Annotated in this window: 16 protein-coding genes; 9 read left to right on the forward strand and 7 right to left on the reverse strand. The window is 39.1% G+C overall.

Features of this window, described 5'->3' with window-relative positions; genetic code table 11:
• Window positions 1-8: 8 nt before the first annotated feature.
• The 5 genes from B7C41_RS11335 to B7C41_RS11355 all read right to left on the reverse strand — a co-directional run bounded on the left by B7C41_RS11335 (window position 9) and on the right by B7C41_RS11355 (window position 6080).
• Entirely contained in the window at window positions 9-773 is a 765-nt protein-coding gene (locus tag B7C41_RS11335; RefSeq protein ID WP_085299032.1) for a DUF1538 domain-containing protein, read from the reverse strand.
• A gap of 42 nt (window positions 774-815) precedes the next feature.
• Window positions 816-1553 carry a DUF1538 domain-containing protein gene (locus B7C41_RS11340; protein WP_085299033.1) on the reverse strand — a complete coding sequence of 246 codons (738 nt, stop codon included), beginning with the start codon at window positions 1551-1553 and terminating at the stop codon, window positions 816-818.
• 178 nt (window positions 1554-1731) lie between these two features.
• Entirely contained in the window at window positions 1732-3456 is a 1725-nt protein-coding gene (locus tag B7C41_RS11345; RefSeq protein ID WP_085299034.1) for a Na+/H+ antiporter NhaC family protein, read from the reverse strand.
• Between the two features lie 241 nt (window positions 3457-3697).
• Window positions 3698-4999 (reverse strand): NAD(P)/FAD-dependent oxidoreductase, encoded by a 1302-nt coding sequence (locus B7C41_RS11350; RefSeq protein WP_085299035.1) that lies wholly within the window; start codon window positions 4997-4999, stop codon window positions 3698-3700.
• A 49-nt stretch (window positions 5000-5048) separates the two neighbouring features.
• The gene (locus B7C41_RS11355) at window positions 5049-6080 is read right to left on the reverse strand and encodes a proline racemase family protein (RefSeq protein WP_085299036.1); all 1032 of its coding nucleotides are present in this window, start codon (window positions 6078-6080) and stop codon (window positions 5049-5051) included.
• Between the two features lie 369 nt (window positions 6081-6449).
• Between B7C41_RS11355 and B7C41_RS11360 the strand changes: the two genes are divergently transcribed.
• The 8 genes from B7C41_RS11360 to B7C41_RS11395 all read left to right on the forward strand — a co-directional run bounded on the left by B7C41_RS11360 (window position 6450) and on the right by B7C41_RS11395 (window position 16118).
• On the forward strand, window positions 6450-7463 hold the full coding sequence (locus tag B7C41_RS11360) for a 4-hydroxyproline epimerase (RefSeq protein ID WP_085299037.1): 1014 nt from the start codon (window positions 6450-6452) through the stop codon (window positions 7461-7463).
• Window positions 7464-7517: 54 nt separating this feature from the next.
• Entirely contained in the window at window positions 7518-9044 is a 1527-nt protein-coding gene (locus B7C41_RS11365) for an aldehyde dehydrogenase (NADP(+)) (protein WP_085299038.1), read from the forward strand.
• A gap of 120 nt (window positions 9045-9164) precedes the next feature.
• Complete coding sequence (locus B7C41_RS11370; RefSeq protein ID WP_085299039.1) at window positions 9165-9836, forward strand: GntR family transcriptional regulator; 672 nt, start codon at window positions 9165-9167, stop codon at window positions 9834-9836.
• A gap of 270 nt (window positions 9837-10106) precedes the next feature.
• Window positions 10107-11663: a SulP family inorganic anion transporter gene (locus tag B7C41_RS11375; RefSeq protein ID WP_085299040.1), complete on the forward strand. Its 1557-nt coding sequence runs from the start codon at window positions 10107-10109 to the stop codon at window positions 11661-11663.
• 117 nt (window positions 11664-11780) lie between these two features.
• Window positions 11781-12086, forward strand: coding sequence for a DUF1289 domain-containing protein (locus B7C41_RS11380; RefSeq protein WP_085299041.1), 306 nt, complete (start codon window positions 11781-11783; stop codon window positions 12084-12086).
• Between the two features lie 237 nt (window positions 12087-12323).
• The gene (locus tag B7C41_RS11385) at window positions 12324-13706 is read left to right on the forward strand and encodes an amidohydrolase (protein ID WP_085299042.1); all 1383 of its coding nucleotides are present in this window, start codon (window positions 12324-12326) and stop codon (window positions 13704-13706) included.
• 10 nt (window positions 13707-13716) lie between these two features.
• Window positions 13717-14976, forward strand: a complete 1260-nt coding sequence (locus tag B7C41_RS11390; protein ID WP_085299043.1) for an amidohydrolase family protein — start codon at window positions 13717-13719, stop codon at window positions 14974-14976.
• Window positions 14977-15227: 251 nt separating this feature from the next.
• Entirely contained in the window at window positions 15228-16118 is an 891-nt protein-coding gene (locus B7C41_RS11395) for a D-hexose-6-phosphate mutarotase (RefSeq protein ID WP_085299044.1), read from the forward strand.
• Window positions 16119-16183: 65 nt separating this feature from the next.
• Here B7C41_RS11395 and B7C41_RS11400 read toward each other — a convergent pair whose 3' ends face one another.
• Window positions 16184-17425: a sensor domain-containing diguanylate cyclase gene (locus B7C41_RS11400; RefSeq protein ID WP_158089122.1), complete on the reverse strand. Its 1242-nt coding sequence runs from the start codon at window positions 17423-17425 to the stop codon at window positions 16184-16186.
• A 311-nt stretch (window positions 17426-17736) separates the two neighbouring features.
• The gene (mutH, locus tag B7C41_RS11405; RefSeq protein WP_268875401.1) at window positions 17737-18414 is read right to left on the reverse strand and encodes a DNA mismatch repair endonuclease MutH; all 678 of its coding nucleotides are present in this window, start codon (window positions 18412-18414) and stop codon (window positions 17737-17739) included.
• A 215-nt stretch (window positions 18415-18629) separates the two neighbouring features.
• On the opposite strand from mutH, the gene rppH reads away from it, so the two are divergent.
• Window positions 18630-19136, forward strand: coding sequence for an RNA pyrophosphohydrolase (gene rppH, locus B7C41_RS11410; protein WP_085299461.1), 507 nt, complete (start codon window positions 18630-18632; stop codon window positions 19134-19136).
• Window positions 19137-19318 lie beyond the last annotated feature (182 nt).

Raw genomic sequence — 19318 nt, forward strand, 5'->3', positions numbered from 1 at the left:
TCTCACTTTTAGTTAGTTTTTGTTTTAATTTGGGTAATTTGTGCATAGGCCATAACCGCAATTATTGGAAATAAACTAGCAAATGCGATCAATCCAAAGCCATCGATTAATGGGCTTCTTCCTGGAATTGTACTCGCTAAGCCCAAGCCTAATGCTGCAACTAATGGCACAGTAACTGTTGAAGTTGTTACACCGCCTGAGTCATAAGCTAAAGGTACGATCATCTTTGGACAGAAGAAGGTTTGTATAACGACCAGAATATAACCACAAATTATATAATAATGGATTGGATGGCCAACAACGATTCGGTAGCTGCCCAATGCGATGCCAATAGCAACGCCAATAGCGACAGCAATACGTAAGCTATTTGCTTTAATACCGCCACCAGAAACTTCTTCTGCTTTTAATGCTACAGCGATTAATGATGGTTCAGCTATGGTGGTACTAAAACCTATTGCAGCAGCGAAGACATATACCCAAGTATAGTGTGTCCAATTAATCGCTTCTTCAGCCAAGGCGCTTGGGTTAATAAATGCTGGTGCTGTTAATTGTTCAGCCATCATTTTTCCTAGCGGGAATAAAGCCTTTTCTAAACCTAATAAAAATAATGCTAGGCCAATTAAAACGTAAAGAAAGCCAAATCCCACTTGCTTAATATGGGGAATAGGTCGACGAATTACTAATAATTGAAAAACAAGAATTATTGATAATATCGGCAGCACATCAACAACTGTTGACTTTAACGTTTCAAAAAATTCTATCAATAATTCCAAGTTAAAAAGCTCCGTTGAATGTAAAACAAAACGTTCGAATCATTAGCTCAGTACCATGCCGTAGGCCATCACAAAAATCATTGGGGTAAGTGATGCGAACGCAATTAAACCGAATCCATCGATCATTGGATTCCTGCCTTTGATCGATGATGCTAAACCAACGCCAAGTGCTGTTACTAAAGGCACTGTTATTGTTGATGTGGTAACCCCACCTGAGTCATAAGCGATGCCTATTATCCAACTTGGTGCAAAAGCCGTCATAATAACCACTAAGGCATAGCCACCTAAAATAAGATATTGAATTGGCCAACCACGGATAATACGTAATACCCCGATAACAATAGCTAAGCCAACGGCAAAAGCTACAGTGTAGCGTAAGCCATTTGCATATTCATTTTGTGCAACTTCTGTTGCTGCAATGATACCTCCACTAGCGGCAACAGTAGCAGCTTCTCGGGCTACTGCGATTAGTGACGGCTCAGCTACCGTAGTACCGAAGCCTAAACAAAATGCAAATGTTAATAGCCAAGAGATACTACCCTTACGAGCAAAGGCTTTCGCCATGGATTCACCAATGGGGAATAATCCCATTTCCAAGCCGTAGATAAAAAAGGTTAAGCCGAGTACAACTAATAGCAAGCCAATAAAAATATCGCCAACATTTGGCATTGGTTGCTGTAATACTACAAACTGAAAAAAAGCGATTACGATGACGATGGGAAGCAAGTCTTTACAACTACCCAAAAGAGCTTTGAAGAAAATGATAAACTGTTGGTTCATATCGCTAAAAGTCACCAGAATAAAAATTTATTATACGAACCATATTGCTGAAAAATATTGATCCAAAACAAGTTCGACGTTAGTTGCTAATAAATAGTAGCACAGCGATTCTATTCGGCACGCGTAATTGTTAATTATTGTTATTAAAGAATAATTTTAATTTATATCAAAGTGTTTATTAAACAAAGAAGTAAGCAGTGGCTGTCCACAAGGCACCAGCTAAAGATGCGGCTAATGTTGCCGGGACGAGTTGCGACTTTACATGGTCCATTAAGTCACAACCTGTGGTCATCGCACTGAGAATAGTGGTGTCAGAAATTGGCGAGCATTGGTCACCAAAAACACTACCATTGAGCACAGTTGCAAAACATAACATCATAAATAACTCTGGATTAGCTAATTCTTGGCTTTGACATATTGCCCAAGCTAAAGGCATCGCTAACGGAAAAGCTATGGCATATGTGCCCCAACTTGTGCCGGTTGAAAATGCGATTATCATAGTGATAAGTTGTAAAATAACTGGTAAACACCAAAATGGTAGCTGCTCTCCTAATAGCGATACTAGAAATAAGCCACCGCCGGTCTCTTTACTAATACTGCCAATAATGACCGCAAGCATCAGAATTACCGAAGCGAAAACTACGCCTTTTAAGCCATTGGTAAAACCGTCAATAACATGATTTAACGACATACCCTTAACGATGGCGATAACGGCTGACAAGAGCAGTGCAGACGCAAATGCCCAGTTTATTTTCGGTGAGCCTAAAGCAATAAAGCTGCCGATTGCGATGGCTGTTAATGTAACTAACGGCAAAACAAACTCTAAAACATGAGGTAAATATCCCTCAGGTACGTCTGAACTTTGTAATTCTTTAGCACTGAGCGGTTTTGCCGTTGGCGCGTCAAGAAGGCTTTGAGTTTCAGCTCTATATTTTGCTGCTCTAATACGTTTACCTGCGAAGGTCGTGATATTGAGACTTAACAGAAATGTGCCGGTAACTGCAAAAATACTGTAAAAGCTAAAAGGAATACTTTGAAAGAAGAAAGCGATTCGGTCGGCTTCCGTTGCTAAAAAAGATACTCCGGGAATAAAGATCAATGCCTGCACGTAAGCAGGCCATGCATTGAACGCAAGAATTGAAGCAATGGGTGAGGCGGTTGAGTCGACAATGTAGCTCATTTCTTCATGGCTAACTTTTGCTTTGTCGGCTAGCGGTCGCACTGTTGTACCAACGAGTACAGTACTCATAGTGCCACCTTGAAAAAACAGTATGCCTAATAACCATGAAACTAGTTTTGCCGATCTTCTCCCTTTAACAAAATGCTTAGTCATGTAATTGGCAAACGCTTGTGCAGCGCCTGTTTTCGACCAAACGCCAAGTAAGCCGCCAAGGAGCCATAAATAAAGTAGTAATAATGCTGCAGTGCCTTCTTTGGCAAGGTTAGGAATAATGACTTTATCTGTTAGATCATAACGGCCTAGCATTATTGCGCCCACAACTATACCGCCAAGTAACGCTGTTAATGGCTCGCGCGTTAGAAGGCACAAGGTGATAGTAATAAATGCCGGTAGTAACGACCAAACACCAAAATGAAATGCAGGCTTTAGAAGTTTCAGCTGTTGCTGTTCATCGCTAACCCATTGTTGGCTGAGCGCTGGCGCGCCAGTGATGTTATCTAGCTTTTGTTGATTTAGTGATGAACTTTTATAATCGACAATACTTTCAATGATGACCTTTTGCTCTTTGTATATATAGCTTGATGTTCCATGTTCATCGGTACTGACATCGTAAACATAACTTTGCTCAATCCACTGGGGAGCAATAAATTGTTTGATATATATTGCTGAAAATACGGCGAAAATAAAAGCTAGAAAAGCAATGCTATTGTGTTTTTTGGGCATAGGTGCACTCTTATTATTTTTACTAAACGTGATTCAACAATATAAAAAACTTAGAAAATTGTTATGCAGTTGAGTGTATTACGTACTGTTGTAGCTTACGATAACAGAATTATTAATAGTTAGAAAAAATATAAAAGTTGAATTAAAAGGTTATTGTTGGTCAGCAAGGTAATAGAATTAAAGAAAGTTGCTGCAGCCAACGACGGGGATGAGCCGAAGGCCGCAGCGGTAAAAGCGCAGGTTAGTTAAAACGACTGATTGAAAAAGGGCTAATATCAATATCTGTTTTTTGCCCTGACATGACTTGGCCGATAAGTTTTCCTGTTATTGCTCCTAAAGTTAACCCCAAATGTTGATGGCCAAGGGCAAGAAAAACATTACTGTGATTTGGCGCTTGGCCAATAACGGGTAAGGAGTCAGGTAATGAAGGTCTACAACCCATCCAACGCTGCTCTGGCTCTACATTTTGTGGTGAAAATGTTGGTAATTCACTTAGTAACTCTTGGGAGTTTTTATAAAGCATATTGGCACGCTTCATATTTGCTGCTTTAGTTAAACCTGCAAACTCAGCAGTGCCTGCTAACCTAAGCCCGTGTACCATTGGCGTAATAATACACTTTCGTTCGGCTGATGCGACAGGGCGTGTTAAATGTGCTTCCACTGAATGTGGCAAATCTAGGCTGTAACCTCGTTCGGCTTCAATCGGGAGCTTATAGCCTAATTGCGCAAGCAAAGGTTTTGACCAGGCGCCAGTCGCTATGACTACTTGATCAAACTCTTGAACGTCATTGATGAGCTCACCTTGTGATAAGCATTCGATCTTAATACCACTGTCAGAGCTGCTGATAGCTGAAACTTCTGCCTGTATGAATTTGGTATCTAATTTCATGGTTTGGCTGGCAAGTACTTTACTGATCGCAAAAGGGTCTGCAGTGTGGGCTACATCAGTAAAATATAGCGAGTGGTGAATATTAAGACTCAAATTTGGTTCAAGTAATAACGTTTGTGCTCTGTCGAGCAACTTGACTGCAATTCCTGCTTTTTTATAACGATTAAACACTTTTTCAACATCTTTACGTTTTTGACTTTCAAAAACTAGTAAGCTGCCTTTCGATGTTATTAAATGCTCTGCTTTTGCTGCTCGTAATAAGGGCTTGTAATAGTCGATAGCATGTTTGTTGAGCGCTTTAAGTGCCGCGGTGTTTTTAGTTTTTTTACTGGTGAGCATGTTAGCAACAAACTTTAAAAACCATGGCAAAGCTTTTGGAAAATAACTTGGTGAAAGTGCCATTGGCCCAAGTGGGTCGAATAGCATTTTAGGCAACTGCCAAAGTAAACTAGCTTCAGCTAAAGGAAATACTTGCTCGGTGGCAAAATGTCCGGCATTGCGTTTCGAGCAACCTTCGCCAATACCTGCTTTGTCAATTAAGCTGACTTGAAATCCTAAGGATTGTAATTCCAAGGCACAATTTATACCTATAATGCCAGCACCTAAAACGGCAACTTTCTTGCCTTTGTTAGTATTTACTTGTTCGTTATTCATGCTCGTTTACTACCTAACGTTGTTTATTTTCTAGCGATACACTATTTGTTTATCGTAAAATGAAGCCTTGAGGAAAAATATCATCTGGGCTTAACATAAAATCATGACAGCCAGTGATAAATGCACGCCCCGTCACCCTAGGAATTACTGCCGATTTATCAAAGTACTGACATTTTTGTTGAACACGTACGGTCATTTTTCCGCCGACAATACTTTCAATCACAACATCTTGCTGCGTGGGGAGGTTTTCTTTCGCATGTAATAACGCTACTCGAGCACTAACGCCAGTGCCTGTAGGAGAGCGGTCGACTTCACCATCTGCAAATACACAAACGTGTCGAGAATGAGAACGAGTAGAGTCAGTTTTACTCGAATAGAAAATAGTGCCGTAAAGGAAACTTAAGTCATCTTCAACGGGATGATTAATGCTGTAGCTTGCCATGACAGCACGTTTAATAACGCGGCCAACGTTGATCAACTGTTGGTTATTCTCTGGTGTACAAGCAATATTTAATTTGTCGGCATCAACAAAAGCATAATAGGCACCGCCGAAGGCGATATCATAATTAACAGGTCCAAATTCTGGAATGTTGACCTGTTGATTTAACGCTTCAACAAAAGAGGGGACATTATCAAAACTAATTGCGAGTTTATTTTCTGCATCTTTTTCAGCATAAGCCTTAATAAAGCCTGCTGGAGCATCAATACCGATAACCTGATTTTTCTCAGGCATAGCAAGCGCTTTACTTTCAATAGCAGCAGATACCGCGGCAATAATGCCGTGACCACACATACTGCTATAACCTTCATTGTGCATAAACAAAATGCCAAATGTTGCTTCACTGGTACAAGGTTTGGTAATTAAGGCACCATACATATCCGCATGGCCCCTCGGTTCAAACATCAGTAATTGTCGAAAATGGTCTAAGTTATCGGTTACGTATTGGCGCTTTTCTAGAATAGTATTACCTTTAATTTCAGGGTAACCATCAGTGATTATCCGTAAAGGTTCACCTTCAGTATGCGCATCTATGGTGCTAATTTTGTGATAATTTAAAAAATTATTCTTATTAAACTGCATGTTATCCAACCTGAGAAATAAATTTTACTACTGGTACTTGTATGACTCCATATATTGTATACAATATGCTATATTATTTCTAGCAATAGTTTTAAATAGCTAAATAGATTTAACGGAACCAAAAGACTAATGAAGAATATTAACTGGCGAGGCGTTTACCCAGCGGTAACAACATAATACCTAGATGACATGCCTATCAATATCGACGCAATTCGCATTGATTTAAGTAAATTTAACTTAGATTAATTCAGACTACTGTGGATTTAGTTTTACGAACTTAGGTTACTAAACTTTCACATTCTTAGTCTCTTATTTGTAAAACACTTTCCTGTTTAGGAATATTAGAAAATGACGGAAGCATAATATTAAATGATTAAAGGAACTTTTATTTGTATTGACGCACATACGTGCGGTAACCCTGTGCGCTTAGTAACAAGTGGTCACCCAAACCTACGTGGCAATACCATGAGTGAAAAACGACAAGACTTTCTTGAAAATCATGATTGGATACGTCAAGGCTTGATGTTTGAGCCAAGAGGTCATGACATGATGTCTGGTGCTTTTTTATATCCTCCTTGCTCTCAAAATTCAGACGGCTCGATACTTTTCATAGAAACATCAGGCTGTTTGCCTATGTGTGGTCATGGAACGATTGGTACGGTAACTGCTGCGTTAGAAAACGGTTTACTAAGCCCGAGAAATGAGGGAAAGCTTGTTCTTGATGTGCCTGCTGGGCAAATCAATATTGATTACCAAATGCAAGGGGAGAAAGTTACTGCTGTTCGTTTAACGAATGTTGCTTCTTATTTAGCGCATGAAAATGTTGTGTTGGATATTCCTGGCTTAGGAACACTAAAAGTAGATGTTTCATACGGTGGCAACTTTTACGTTATTGTTGAGCCACAAGAAAATTTCCCAGGTATTGATCAATGGAGCGCTGGTGATATTTTACATTGGAGTCCTATTGTTCGAGAAGTTGCAGGCAAAGCATTACGCTGTGTTCATCCTGAAGATGAAACAGTTTCTGGCGTAACTCATGTACTGTGGACTGGAAAAACACAAACTGAAGGCTCAGATGCTGCTAATGCGGTATTTTATGGTGAGAAGGCCATTGACCGTTCGCCATGTGGTACTGGCACAAGTGCTCGAATGGCACAGCTTTTTGCCAAAGGTAAACTAAACCTTGGTGATAATTTTGTACATGAAAGCTATATCGGTAGTCAGTTTGTCGGCAAAGTAGAAGAAATTGTTGAGTTGCAGTCATCCTCTGGCCCCATTAAAGCAATTAAACCAAGCATTCAAGGTTGGGCGCATGTCTTTGGAGAAAATAAAATCACTATTGACGATAACGATCCATATGCAATGGGCTTTAGTGTTACATAAATTGAATACTGACTATTCAGATTAACTAACTTAGATAAAATACAAGAGAATAATATGACAATTACAGGTAAGAACTTAATTGCTGGGCAATGGTCTGGTGAAACACAAAATGGCTTTGTTGCCTTTAATGCAATTGAAAATACGCCGATGACGACACAATTTGCAGATGCTACTAAGGCTGAAGTTGATAATGCCATTCTTGCGGCCCAAAGCGCATTTTCTATTTATAGTCAGCTACCCGCAGTTCGACGAGCGACCTTTTTACGTACTATCGGTGAACAAATCCTTGAATTAGGTGATGAGCTAGTTGAAACGGCTTGTGCAGAAACGGGCTTGCCAGCGATGCGTATTCAAGGTGAGCGTGGGCGTACAATTGGGCAACTTAATTTATTTGCCGATTTACTCGAAAAAGGTGAATACGAGGCGGTAATTGATTTAGCGGATCCTGAGCGTGCCCCGCTACCTAAGCCTGAAACACGTCTGGGCTATTTACCTTTAGGTGTTGTTGGTGTTTTTGCGGCTAGCAATTTTCCTTTGGCTTTCTCTACCGCTGGCGGTGATACTGCATCAGCATTGGCTGCAGGTTGCCCAGTAGTGATGAAAGCACATGCAGCACATCCTGCAACTGCTGAATTGATCGCCCAAGCTATTTTAAAAGCGATGAACTTAGCAGATATTGATACGGGTGTATTCTCACTAGTGCAAGGTAAGAGCTATGATATTTCTAGCCAAATAGTAACTCATCCATTGATTAAAGCTGTTGGTTTTACTGGCTCAGAACGAGTAGGTATGATCCTTCAACAGCAAATAAACCAACGCGATGAGCCAATACCTTTTTATGGTGAGCTAGGCAGCGTTAATCCGCAATTTATTCTCGCTAATAAATTAAAAAATGATACCAAAGAAATTGCCTCTGGTTTAGTTGCATCGCTTATGATGGGCCAAGGTCAGTTTTGTACTAGTCCTGGTGTATGGTTTGTGGTCGATGCTGAGCAATATAGCGAGTTTGCTGAAACTGCCGCAGCTGATATCGCTCAAACACAGGCTGGTGTGATGCTAACGCCAGGCATAGCAAACTCATACAAAAATGCCATTAATCAGTGGCAAAATATTGAAGGCGTAGAGTTATTAGCTCAAGGGCAAGCGGGGCTAGCACATTTTTGCCAAGCAGCATTGTTTAGTGCTAATTTAGCGACATTTGCCAACAATGCTTTACTACAAGAAGAGGTGTTTGGCGCTTCCGCATTAATAGTAAAATGTGCTGACTTTAATGAAATGATGCAAGGTATTGCTTTATTGAAAGGTAATCTCACTGCAAGTATTCATGCGCTGGAATCTGATATTGAAGATGCTAAAACGGTTGCCAATATCGCTGCCCATAAAGTAGGACGTTTAATTTATAATCAAATGCCAACAGGTGTTGAAGTTTGTGCATCGATGAATCATGGTGGTCCTTTCCCTGCATCAACAAACATTCGTACAACCTCAGTTGGCAGTGAAGCGATAAAACGTTTTCAACGTCCTATTTGTTATCAAAACATGCCAAGTGAATTATTACCTGAGTTACTAAAAAGTAAATAATATCGTGTTTTTTTAATGATTATAATGAATAAATCAAAAGAGTTATTAGCAATAACTCTTTTTTTTTGTGTTTAGCGCGTGGATCTCTATAATAGCGGTAACATCCTTAGGAAGTCTTGTATGAGCATAGTATATAAAACCAGAACTCAATTAGTTGTTGAAACACTTAGAGAAAAGATTTTAAGTGGTGAGGTTAAAGCTGGTCAGCCGTTGCGACAAGCAGCCTTAGCGGAAGAGTTAAACGTCAGTCGTATTCCTATCAGAGAAGCGCTATTGCAATTAGAAGGTGAGGGCTTAGTGGCATTTGAACCACATAAAGGTGCTACCGCAACTGAATTAAATGCTGATCAAGTTGATGAGTTATTTGAGTTACGTGCAATGTTAGAAGCTGACTTACTTGCGAACTCATTACCTAATCTTAGTAATGAGAAGCTTGAAGAAGCGGCGCAATTATTGAAAAAACTCGATAAAGCTTTAGGTAAAGAGAATGCCGCAAACACTTGGAGTGAGCTAAACTCTGATTATCATAATTGTTTATATTCAGGTGCTAATCGTCCACAAACTCAAGATTTGGTTAATACTTTAAATAAGAATGCCGATCGTTACATTCGCATGCACTTACTTTGGGCGGGTGGTATTTCTAAAGCTGAGTCAGAGCACAATGAAATATTGGCATTATGTAAAGCCCGTGATATTGAAAAGGCTATTGCTTTATTACAACAGCACATTTTGGGGTCTCGTGATGAGATTAAAGCTTTTCTTAATGAGCGTGAATCAATCATTAGTGGTTAATTTAAGTAAATAATCCGTCGTATTTCTCCGACATTAAAAAACTTGATACTTGCTTGAAAATCTTGGTGTATTTTTGAACGTATATTGACTTTTTATTGAATTATCTATAGTATTCCCGCGCCCTCAAGCCCCGAAAAATAACGATTTTTGTTTAGGTTGCCTATCATTAGGTTAATCACGGGGCTAAATCTAAAGCCAAAGTATTTAAACATCAGCCAATGAGATATTTCGGCTGGTGTTTTTGATGTTTTAATCAACGTAGAGAAAATAATGTTTGAATTACACGCCAGTAAAGCGGCAAATTTGAAAAATGATATGCTGTCGGGTTTAACTGTAGCCTTAGCATTAGTACCTGAAGCTGTTGCATTTGCATTTGTTGCAGGTGTGGAACCTTTAGTCGGACTATATGCTGCTTTTATGGTAGGCCTTATCACCTCAATATTTGGTGGTCGACCAGGTATGATTTCTGGAGCAACTGGTGCCATGGCTGTTGTTATGGTGAGTTTAGTTGCCATTCATGGTGTTGAATATCTATTTGCGACAGTGGTTCTCACCGGGGTATTGCAAATACTGGCGGGGCTATTTAAGCTCGGTAAATTTATTCGTTTAGTACCGCACCCGGTCATGCTAGGTTTTGTTAACGGCTTAGCGATTGTAATTTTTCTTGCGCAACTAGGTCAATTTAAAGTTACAAATGACGCCGGCGTATTAGAATGGATGCAGGGTAGTCAGCTATTTACCATGGCAGGGCTTATCGTGTTGACGATGGCGATTATTCATTTTCTTCCTAAATTAACTAAGGCTGTGCCATCTTCTTTAGTAGCTATTGTTGTAGTAACCTTGCTAGTACAAAGCCTTGATTTGGATGCTCGAACGGTTGTTGATTTTGTTCGTGATATGACTAACGATCCTGCTGCTTCAATTGCTGGAGGTTTACCACAATTTAGTATTCCTAATGTACCGTTTAGCTTTGAAACCTTTCAGGTTATCTTACCTTTTGCTCTTGTTTTAGCGGCTATTGGTTTAATTGAGTCATTGTTAACATTAACTTTGATTGATGAACTAACTGGAACGCGTGGTCGCGGTAATAAAGAATGTATCGCTCAAGGCGCAGCAAATACTGTTACAGGTTTCTTCGGCGGTATGGGGGGCTGTGCGATGATTGGTCAATCAATGATCAATGTAAACTCTGGTGGTCGTGGCCGTATGTCAGGCATCACTGCTGCACTTGCGCTGCTTGGTTTCATTTTGTTCGCCTCTGGATTAATTGAACAAATACCATTAGCTGCACTGGTTGGTGTGATGTTTATCGTCGTAATTGGTACATTTGAATGGTCAAGTTTTCGTATTGTAGGCAAAGTGCCAAAGGCTGATGCCTTTGTTATTATTTTAGTTTCTGGTGTTACGGTTGCCACTGATTTAGCGATTGCGGTTATTGTTGGTGTTATTGTTTCAGCATTGGTATTTGCTTGGGAGCATGCAAAACACGTTATCGTTCATCGCTCAATTGATGACAATGGCTCTACGGTTTACGACGTAACGGGACCATTATTTTTTGGCTCAGTATCGAACTTTCTTGAGCAGTTCGATATTGAAGCGGATAGTGATGATGTTATCGTTGAATTTAAAAATACCCGTGTTGCTGATCACTCAGCAATTGAAGCGATTGATACCTTAGCCGAGCGGTATATCAGTAGCGGTAAGAAAATGCATTTGAAACATTTAAGCAAAGAATGTACGCAACTATTGACTAAAGCAGGTAGTCTGGTAGAAATTAATGTTATTGAAGACCCGGATTACCATATAGCGACAGATAAGCTAGGCTAAATTAGCTTTAAGTTTGTGCCCGATATGGCTGAGCTATACTTAAAGTAAAGTAGCTTGAGTATTTAGTACGGTTCATATCGGGAAGTGACTATGCAGAAAATGGTTGATAATAATTAGATGCAATTAGAATTTTTTGAGGTTCCTAGTCCATGTATTGGTATTTGTCAGTCAGATGACAAAGGTCAATGCTCGGGCTGTTTTCGAACCCGTGAAGAACGATTAAATTGGGTCTCGTTTAATTCTGATGAACGTCAAAAAGTTATTAAACGCTGTCAACAACGCAAGAAACGAAAGTCAGCCCCTGCAAAAGTAAAAGTTGCAGAAGTTGAAGTCGTAGAAAAACAACCATCATTACTTGATCCACCAGCTAAAGCTAAAATCAGCAACAGCGATGATTTTGATTTTGGTGATTTCGAACTTTAGCCTTTAATTCCCCCTCCATTTACCGCAGATAATTGTCTATTCAACGCAATTCAACGCCCGTAGTTAATAGCAGACTTGTTGTTGTTAACATTTCATCATATTGTATGATGCTAATATTGTGTTAATGCGATTAGCCTTAATACAATGACGCACACTGATAATAATAAGCTCATTACCACTTTGTCTGAATAACGAGATGTTTTTCTGCAAGGTATGCAGCAAAACAGGAATATTCTTATGCAAAAGTTTCTCCCATCATTAGTGATGGCAGCTCTTTCTGTGTCTTTAACTGGCTGTTTGCAAAGCGAACAACAAGACGCAAAAGTACTGATTAATAAAAACCCTTACCCAAGTACCTACCAAGCATTACCTAAACAAAATATCTTAATTAAAAATGCCACGGTATTAACCGGAACAGGCGAGCGTATTGATAATGCTGATGTATTAATGGTTGATGGTAAAATTAGCCAAATTGGAAGCGCGTTAACGGCGGCTGATGCTGTTGAAATTGATGCACAAGGTAAGTGGATAACGCCGGGAATTATCGATGTGCATTCGCATTTAGGTGTCTACCCAAGTCCATCGGTTGAATCTCATTCTGACGGCAATGAAATGTCTTCTCCAAATACCTCTGAAGTGTGGGCAGAACATAGTGTTTGGCCACAAGATCCTGGTTTTGAAGCGGCGCGAGCTGGTGGTATTACGACTTTACAAATACTCCCTGGTTCGGCAAACCTCTTTGGTGGTCGTGGTGTAACACTGCGTAATGTGCCAAGCCAAACCATGCAGGGTATGAAGTTTCCTGCAGCTCCTTATGGTTTAAAAATGGCTTGTGGTGAAAATCCAAAGCGTGTTTATGGAGGTCGTAAAGTTTTACCATCAACTCGTATGGGCAATATGGCTGGCTATCGTATGGCATGGGCAGAAGCGACAGAATATAAACGTGCTTGGGAAAAGTATGATGCAGATTATGCGGCCGGTAAAAACCCTGAAGCCCCAGTTCGTGATATTGAACTTGATACTTTAAAAGGTGTGCTTGACGGTGAAATATTGATCCACAATCATTGTTACAAAGCCGAAGAAATGGCGATGATGATTGATTTAGGTAAAGAGTTTAATTACCACTCAGGTACCTTTCATCACGGTATAGAAGCTTACAAAATTGCTGATACCTTGGCTGAAAACGGTAACTGTGCTGCTATGTGGCCAGATTGGTGGGGTTTTAAAATGGAAGCTTATGACATGGTGCATGAGAATGTTGCCATTGTTGATGCGGTGAAAAACTCTTGTGCGATTGTGCATTCCGATTCTGCTAATACGATTCAGCGCTTGAATCAAGAAGCCGGTAAAGTGATGTACCGTGCTAATGAAAATGGTTTTGAAATCAAACCTGAATTAGCAATTACTTGGATCACACAAAATGCTGCAAAATCATTAGGTTTAGCTGAAAAAACCGGTAGTTTACAAAAGGGTAAAAACGCTGACGTGGTTATTTGGAACCAAAATCCATTTAGTGTTTATGCACAAGCAGAGCAAGTATTTGTTGATGGCGCAAAAGTATATGATCGCCATGATGAAAAATACCAAGCGAAAAGCGATTTCCTGTTAGGTCAGAGATAAGGTGAAGAAAATGAAGCATTTAAAATTATTTAAATCATCGCTAATTGCTTTGGCGCTAACAAGTTCATCAGTCAGTTTTGCACAGAGCATCGCGATTACTAACGCGACGGTACATACCGTGACTGAACAAGGTATTTTGAACAATGCCACGGTAGTTATTGAAGATGGTAAAGTAACCGCGATAAATCCTGAATCAGTGACAGCGGATACTGTTATTGATGCGGAAGGAAAAATATTAACACCTGGCTTTATTGGTTCAATGAATCAGCTAGGTTTAGTAGAAGTGGGCGCTGTATCTAGAAGCCGCGATGCTAGCGATAAAAAGGCTGATATTACTTTTGATGCCAGTTTAGCATTTAACCCTCGTTCAAGCGTTATTCCTTATAGCCGTAAAGGTGGAATTACCAGTAACGTAGTCGTGCCACGTGGTGGTGAAAGTATGTTTAAAGGACAAACTTTTGTTGCTGATTTATCAGGTGAATTTGATAGTGTTCGTGTTAGTAATAATGCAGTTATTATTGATTTGGGCGCAAAAAGCAAAGGTTCTCGCGCCTTAGACTTACAAAAACTACAAGTTAAGTTTGAAGATGCGACAAAGAAGTTAGCTAAAGCGAAAAAGAAAGCTAAAGACGCAAAAGATAAAAAAGAAGCTAAAGAGCCAAGTCGTGAAGATAAGGTCATTAATGCTTTGTTAGCGGGCGATAAAGCACTCGTTGCTTATGCTGACCGTGCAACTGACCTTTTAGCATTATTAAAACTTAAAGAAATCTTTTCATTAGACTTAGTATTTGTAGGTGCCGCTGATTCAGTATTAATTGCTGATAAAATTGCACAAGCGAAAGTACCTGTTGTGATGGCTGCATTAGATAATTTACCGGGTAGTTTTGATTCGTTACATGCCTCATTAGAAAATGCTGCTAAATTAACTGCAGCGGGTGTTAATGTGGCATTGACGGTTGATGGTGATACTCATAACCTTTACCAACTGCGCTTTCATGCTGGTAATGCCGTAGCGAATGGTTTGTCTCGTGATGCTGCACTTGCCGCAGTAACAGCTAATGTTGCCGATGCCTTTAACGTTGATAGCGGTAGAATTGCCGTAGGTAAAACAGCTGATTTAGTATTGTGGAGTGCAGATCCATTTGAACTAAGCTCTCACGTCGCCAAAATCTGGATTGACGGTAAAGAAGTTTCAACGCAAAGCCGTCAAGATAAATTACGTGATCGTTATATGCAGCAAAGCAATATGCCTAAGTCTTATTTGAAGTAAATCTTATTTGAAGTAAAACTTAGTGCCTAATAGCTAGCAATTTAGTTTGTTGGCATAACATAATTTAAAAACCACGCTTGTCGTGGTTTTTTTATTTATTACTATAACTTATAAGCTGACTTTATCGATCTGCGAGGCGAAAATATACCCTTTACTATGAAAGTGCTTAAGTAAGCTTTTGTACTTTCATCCGTAAACGCTATATTTTAAACTTGCTTTTAACGTTTTACTTACCTCTTTGAAGGCAAAACATGTCGTCTGAAATCATTCTGAAAAATAAGTTTGGTACTGCTGAGTTATATACTATCGGCGATGATACCAAAGCAGTACGTTTTGTACATGGCAGCTGTGAAGGCTCAGTAAGCTTATTTGGCGGCCAAGTGTTAACTTGGCAACCTAGAGGCCAAAAACCTGTTTTCTGGCTCAGTAAAGATAGCCAATATTCAGCTAGCGCTGCTATTCGTGGCGGTATCCCAATATGCTGGCCGTGGTTTGGTGGTGACATTAAGCTAGCTACAGGTAATATTGAACAGGTCAGTAATCATGGTTTTGTTCGACAAAGCTATTGGCAGCTTGATGATATTGAAATATCAGCTTCACAAGTGAGTATTACTTTATCATTAAATGGCGAACATTTTTCGAAACACTGGCCTGCGGCATTTAAATTGTCACAAAGGCTAGTATTCTCAGAAAAATTTCAACAGATATTAACCATGACGAACCTATCAGAGCAACTGGTAGAATATACTGGCGCGCTGCACAGCTATTTTATGGTAAGTTCACCTGATAAAAGCAATATCCCGAGACTTGAAAGTGCGAGGTTCTCTGACAAGCTATCTGGTGAAAAAAATATCTTAGGAAAACTGATGAATTGTAATGGTCCCATTGATCGTATTTATCATGATAACCGACGCCAGACGATTATTGATTATGGCTGGCAAAGAGAAATTAATGTCAGTAGTGACAATTGCCAACAATGGGTTATTTGGAACCCAGGGCAAGCAGCACAATCAATGCCCGATATGCATCAAGGTAGTGAACAAGAGTTTGTTTGTTTGGAAGCGGCTAACACTGATTGGCAAACGATTGCTAGTCAAGCGAGTGTTAGTATCAGCCAAAAAGTTACAATCAAAAATCTTTAACGCTTAAGGTTACTTGCTGATTTAGTATTGCTAAGTATTGTGGTACTCACCATTAATAAATGGCACTAATTAAATATTACGCTCTGATTTCTGCCATTATTCTTTGCTTTGTAAAGTGCTTTATCTGCACCTGAAATATAATCTTTTATGGTTCTTTCTTGTAACGGTAATTCACAAATCCCAAAGCTTACAGTGGTATTAAATGAGCCACTGGTCGTTGATATAGGAAATGATATATCTGCTATTTTTTTTCTAATGCGTTCAACAATAACCTGAGCTTGGCTTGCTGATGTATCTGGCAATAGTATAATAAATTCTTCACCACCCCAACGACCGACAGTATCGATTTGGCGCAATGTTTGTGATAACTGGTCAGAGATCATCCTTAACACATCATCACCAACTAAATGTCCATAGGAATCATTAATTTGTTTAAAATTATCTATATCAGCCAAAACAACACATAAGGTGTTATTTTTCTGAGAAATCTCGTTAAAGCGTCCATGAATATGACTACGATTAGGTAGTTGTGTTAGAAAGTCAGTTTCTGAATCCTTAACCAGTCTAGACTTTAAGTATTTGATAATATTTAATAAAATTATATAAAAAATGAAAACTATAACGAAAAATATGATAAATCGTTCAACGAAAATTTTCCAATATTCATTTTGATCAGAAGCAGGAGGAGAAACAATAAATAAGCGCCAACTCAGTTCTTGTATTGGCATTTGAGTTATTAATACACCATCTTCAGTGGTGTACATTACTGAAGATGATAAATTATTATCTATGGTGCCATCTTTTACCAGCGCTTGGTGCCAAGGTAAATCACTCAGCTTGGTTGTGGCATCTTTTCGATGATGACTTTCAGTTTTCATTATATTGTCTGATGATAATGTCACTAGATTATTTTCATCAACAAAATAGAGTTCAAAACCAAAACGCTCGTTATATTCTCGAAATTTATTAGCAAAGTAATTTAAATCAATGCCAACACCTGTAAAACCCAAGAACTGATTATTCTGATCGAGTATTCTGTTATCAAAGTATAAATGTGGATCTTCAGCATTCCCTATATCGGTAAACTGATCTCCAGGAAGGTCTTTAAGACGGTGAAACCATTCGGCATCTTTGCTACTTAGCATGGTTTCTTTAGCATTAGAATCAAGCATTAAGTCGTGATTTTTTAAAGCAATAAAAGCCAGCATATTATAGGAACTTGATATTTTCTGAAGGTAAGAAATTATATATGCTTTTTTGATGTCATCGCCTTGTGCATAATCAATGACAAAGCGATTGTTAGCCATGAAATATGCTATATTCAAGGGTCGAATAATCTCACTGGTAACCAATGAAAATAGTGGTGTTATCGCCGAATGTTGCTGTTTATTGTGACTATTAATAATTTCTTTAAAAGTTAAGTATGAGGTCAAAATAATAGTAATAATGGTTACAAAAAAGGTAACAGCAATGTAGCGATCGAATTTATTTCCAAACTTCATTAAATATTAACAATGCCTAGTTTTAGTGCTTATAGCTTATTTATAGCGTGATTACTTGGCATTAGCCATAATTTTATTATTATTATATTATTTTGACGATAGCCTTAAATTTAGGTTTAGTTTACACGCAGATACTTATTCAATAACGCTTGAGTAAAGTTAGTTTTTAAATAGAAGCCCCGCGGTAAAGTTAAAAAAGGCTGCCCGTGGCGATTAAATGCTTGTGTTTTTACTTGGCTATTGGCCGCTTTAGGGCGTAATTGAAGCACTTGGCCATGTTTACCGTGAATATTCTCTACATTACCTAGCACAATCATATCGGTTAACTCTTGCCAATCTAGCGCTAGAAGTTGTTCTTCTTCAGGTGAAGGTGACCAAATGAATGGTGTACCAACTATGCGTTCGGCTATAGGAATTTCACGTTCTGATATAACTGGCACCCATAAAACTCGTGCCATTTTATTGCGAATATGACTAGTCTGCCATTGTGCGCCAACTAAACCCGTTAATGGTGCAACACAAACAAAAGTGGTTTCTAATGGCTTACCTTGATAATTTATTGGCAGCGATTTTAGCTCTACTCCCAAATGTGGAAAGTCAGGCTCTGGGCGTGAGCCCGCGCTGGCACCAAGCATTTGTTCAAGTAATAGTCCTACCCAACCCTTTTCTCGCTTTAAATCTTTTGGCACTCTGATATTAAGTGATGCCGCTATTTCGCCTAAGGTCATGCCGGCTAAATTTTGTGCGCGTTCAAGTAATTCAGCTTCGTTTGTAGGAATGTTAATACTATTCAATATGGTCTCACCCAAAAAAATATTAGTGCTATTATCGTGTAATTTTGTTGCTGTGGGCAAGAGCATTTTTATGGTTAAAGCTCGTCTATTGAATACAAACTCAGCGAATGACAATGCGCTATAAAATAAAAACAATTATTTCTTCCAATATTTAATTGCTCCAAGATGCAGAGTATGGAAGAATCAAAACATTATTAATGCTATCTGGAGTTCCTTTGATAGATGCCGAAGGCTATCGAGCCAACGTAGGCATAGTAATAATCAATGACAGGGGACAAGTATTTTGGGCAAGACGTTTCGGTCAGCATTCTTGGCAATATCCACAAGGTGGTGTTGACGAGGGTGAAACTGCAGAGCAAACCATGTATCGGGAATTAAATGAGGAAGTCGGTTTAAAGCCTGAGCATGTTAAAATTGTAGCAACGACTAAGCACTGGTTAAGATATAAATTACCAAAAAGGTTAATTAGGCACGAGAGTTTACCCGTTTGTATTGGTCAAAAGCAGAAATGGTTTTTACTGAAGTTAACGGCACCAGAGTCGGCGGTTGATTTATTGCACTCAGATCATCCTGAGTTTGATGATTGGCGCTGGGTTTCCTACTGGTATCCTGTAAGACAAGTAGTTTCGTTTAAGCGCGAGGTGTATCGTAAAGTGATGAAGGAATTTGCCATAGCGGCAATGCCTAGTTATCGTGCAGAACGTCGTCGACGCCGAGCTTAAACCATGTTCACCTTAGATTATTATTATGTAATGTAAATAGCTCACTTCGGTGAGCTATTTAGTTTTAAGGCTTTAAAATTATTCGCTCTGTAATGAACATGGATGGCATAACAGATAGCGTTAGCTTTTTACTCAGTAATTTTTATTTAACGTTAAACTGCTATAAATCTATTTTGCGTTGA

Origin of the sequence: Cognaticolwellia mytili (assembly GCF_002104475.1) — a bacterium.
GTDB classification, from domain to species: domain Bacteria; phylum Pseudomonadota; class Gammaproteobacteria; order Enterobacterales; family Alteromonadaceae; genus Cognaticolwellia; species Cognaticolwellia mytili.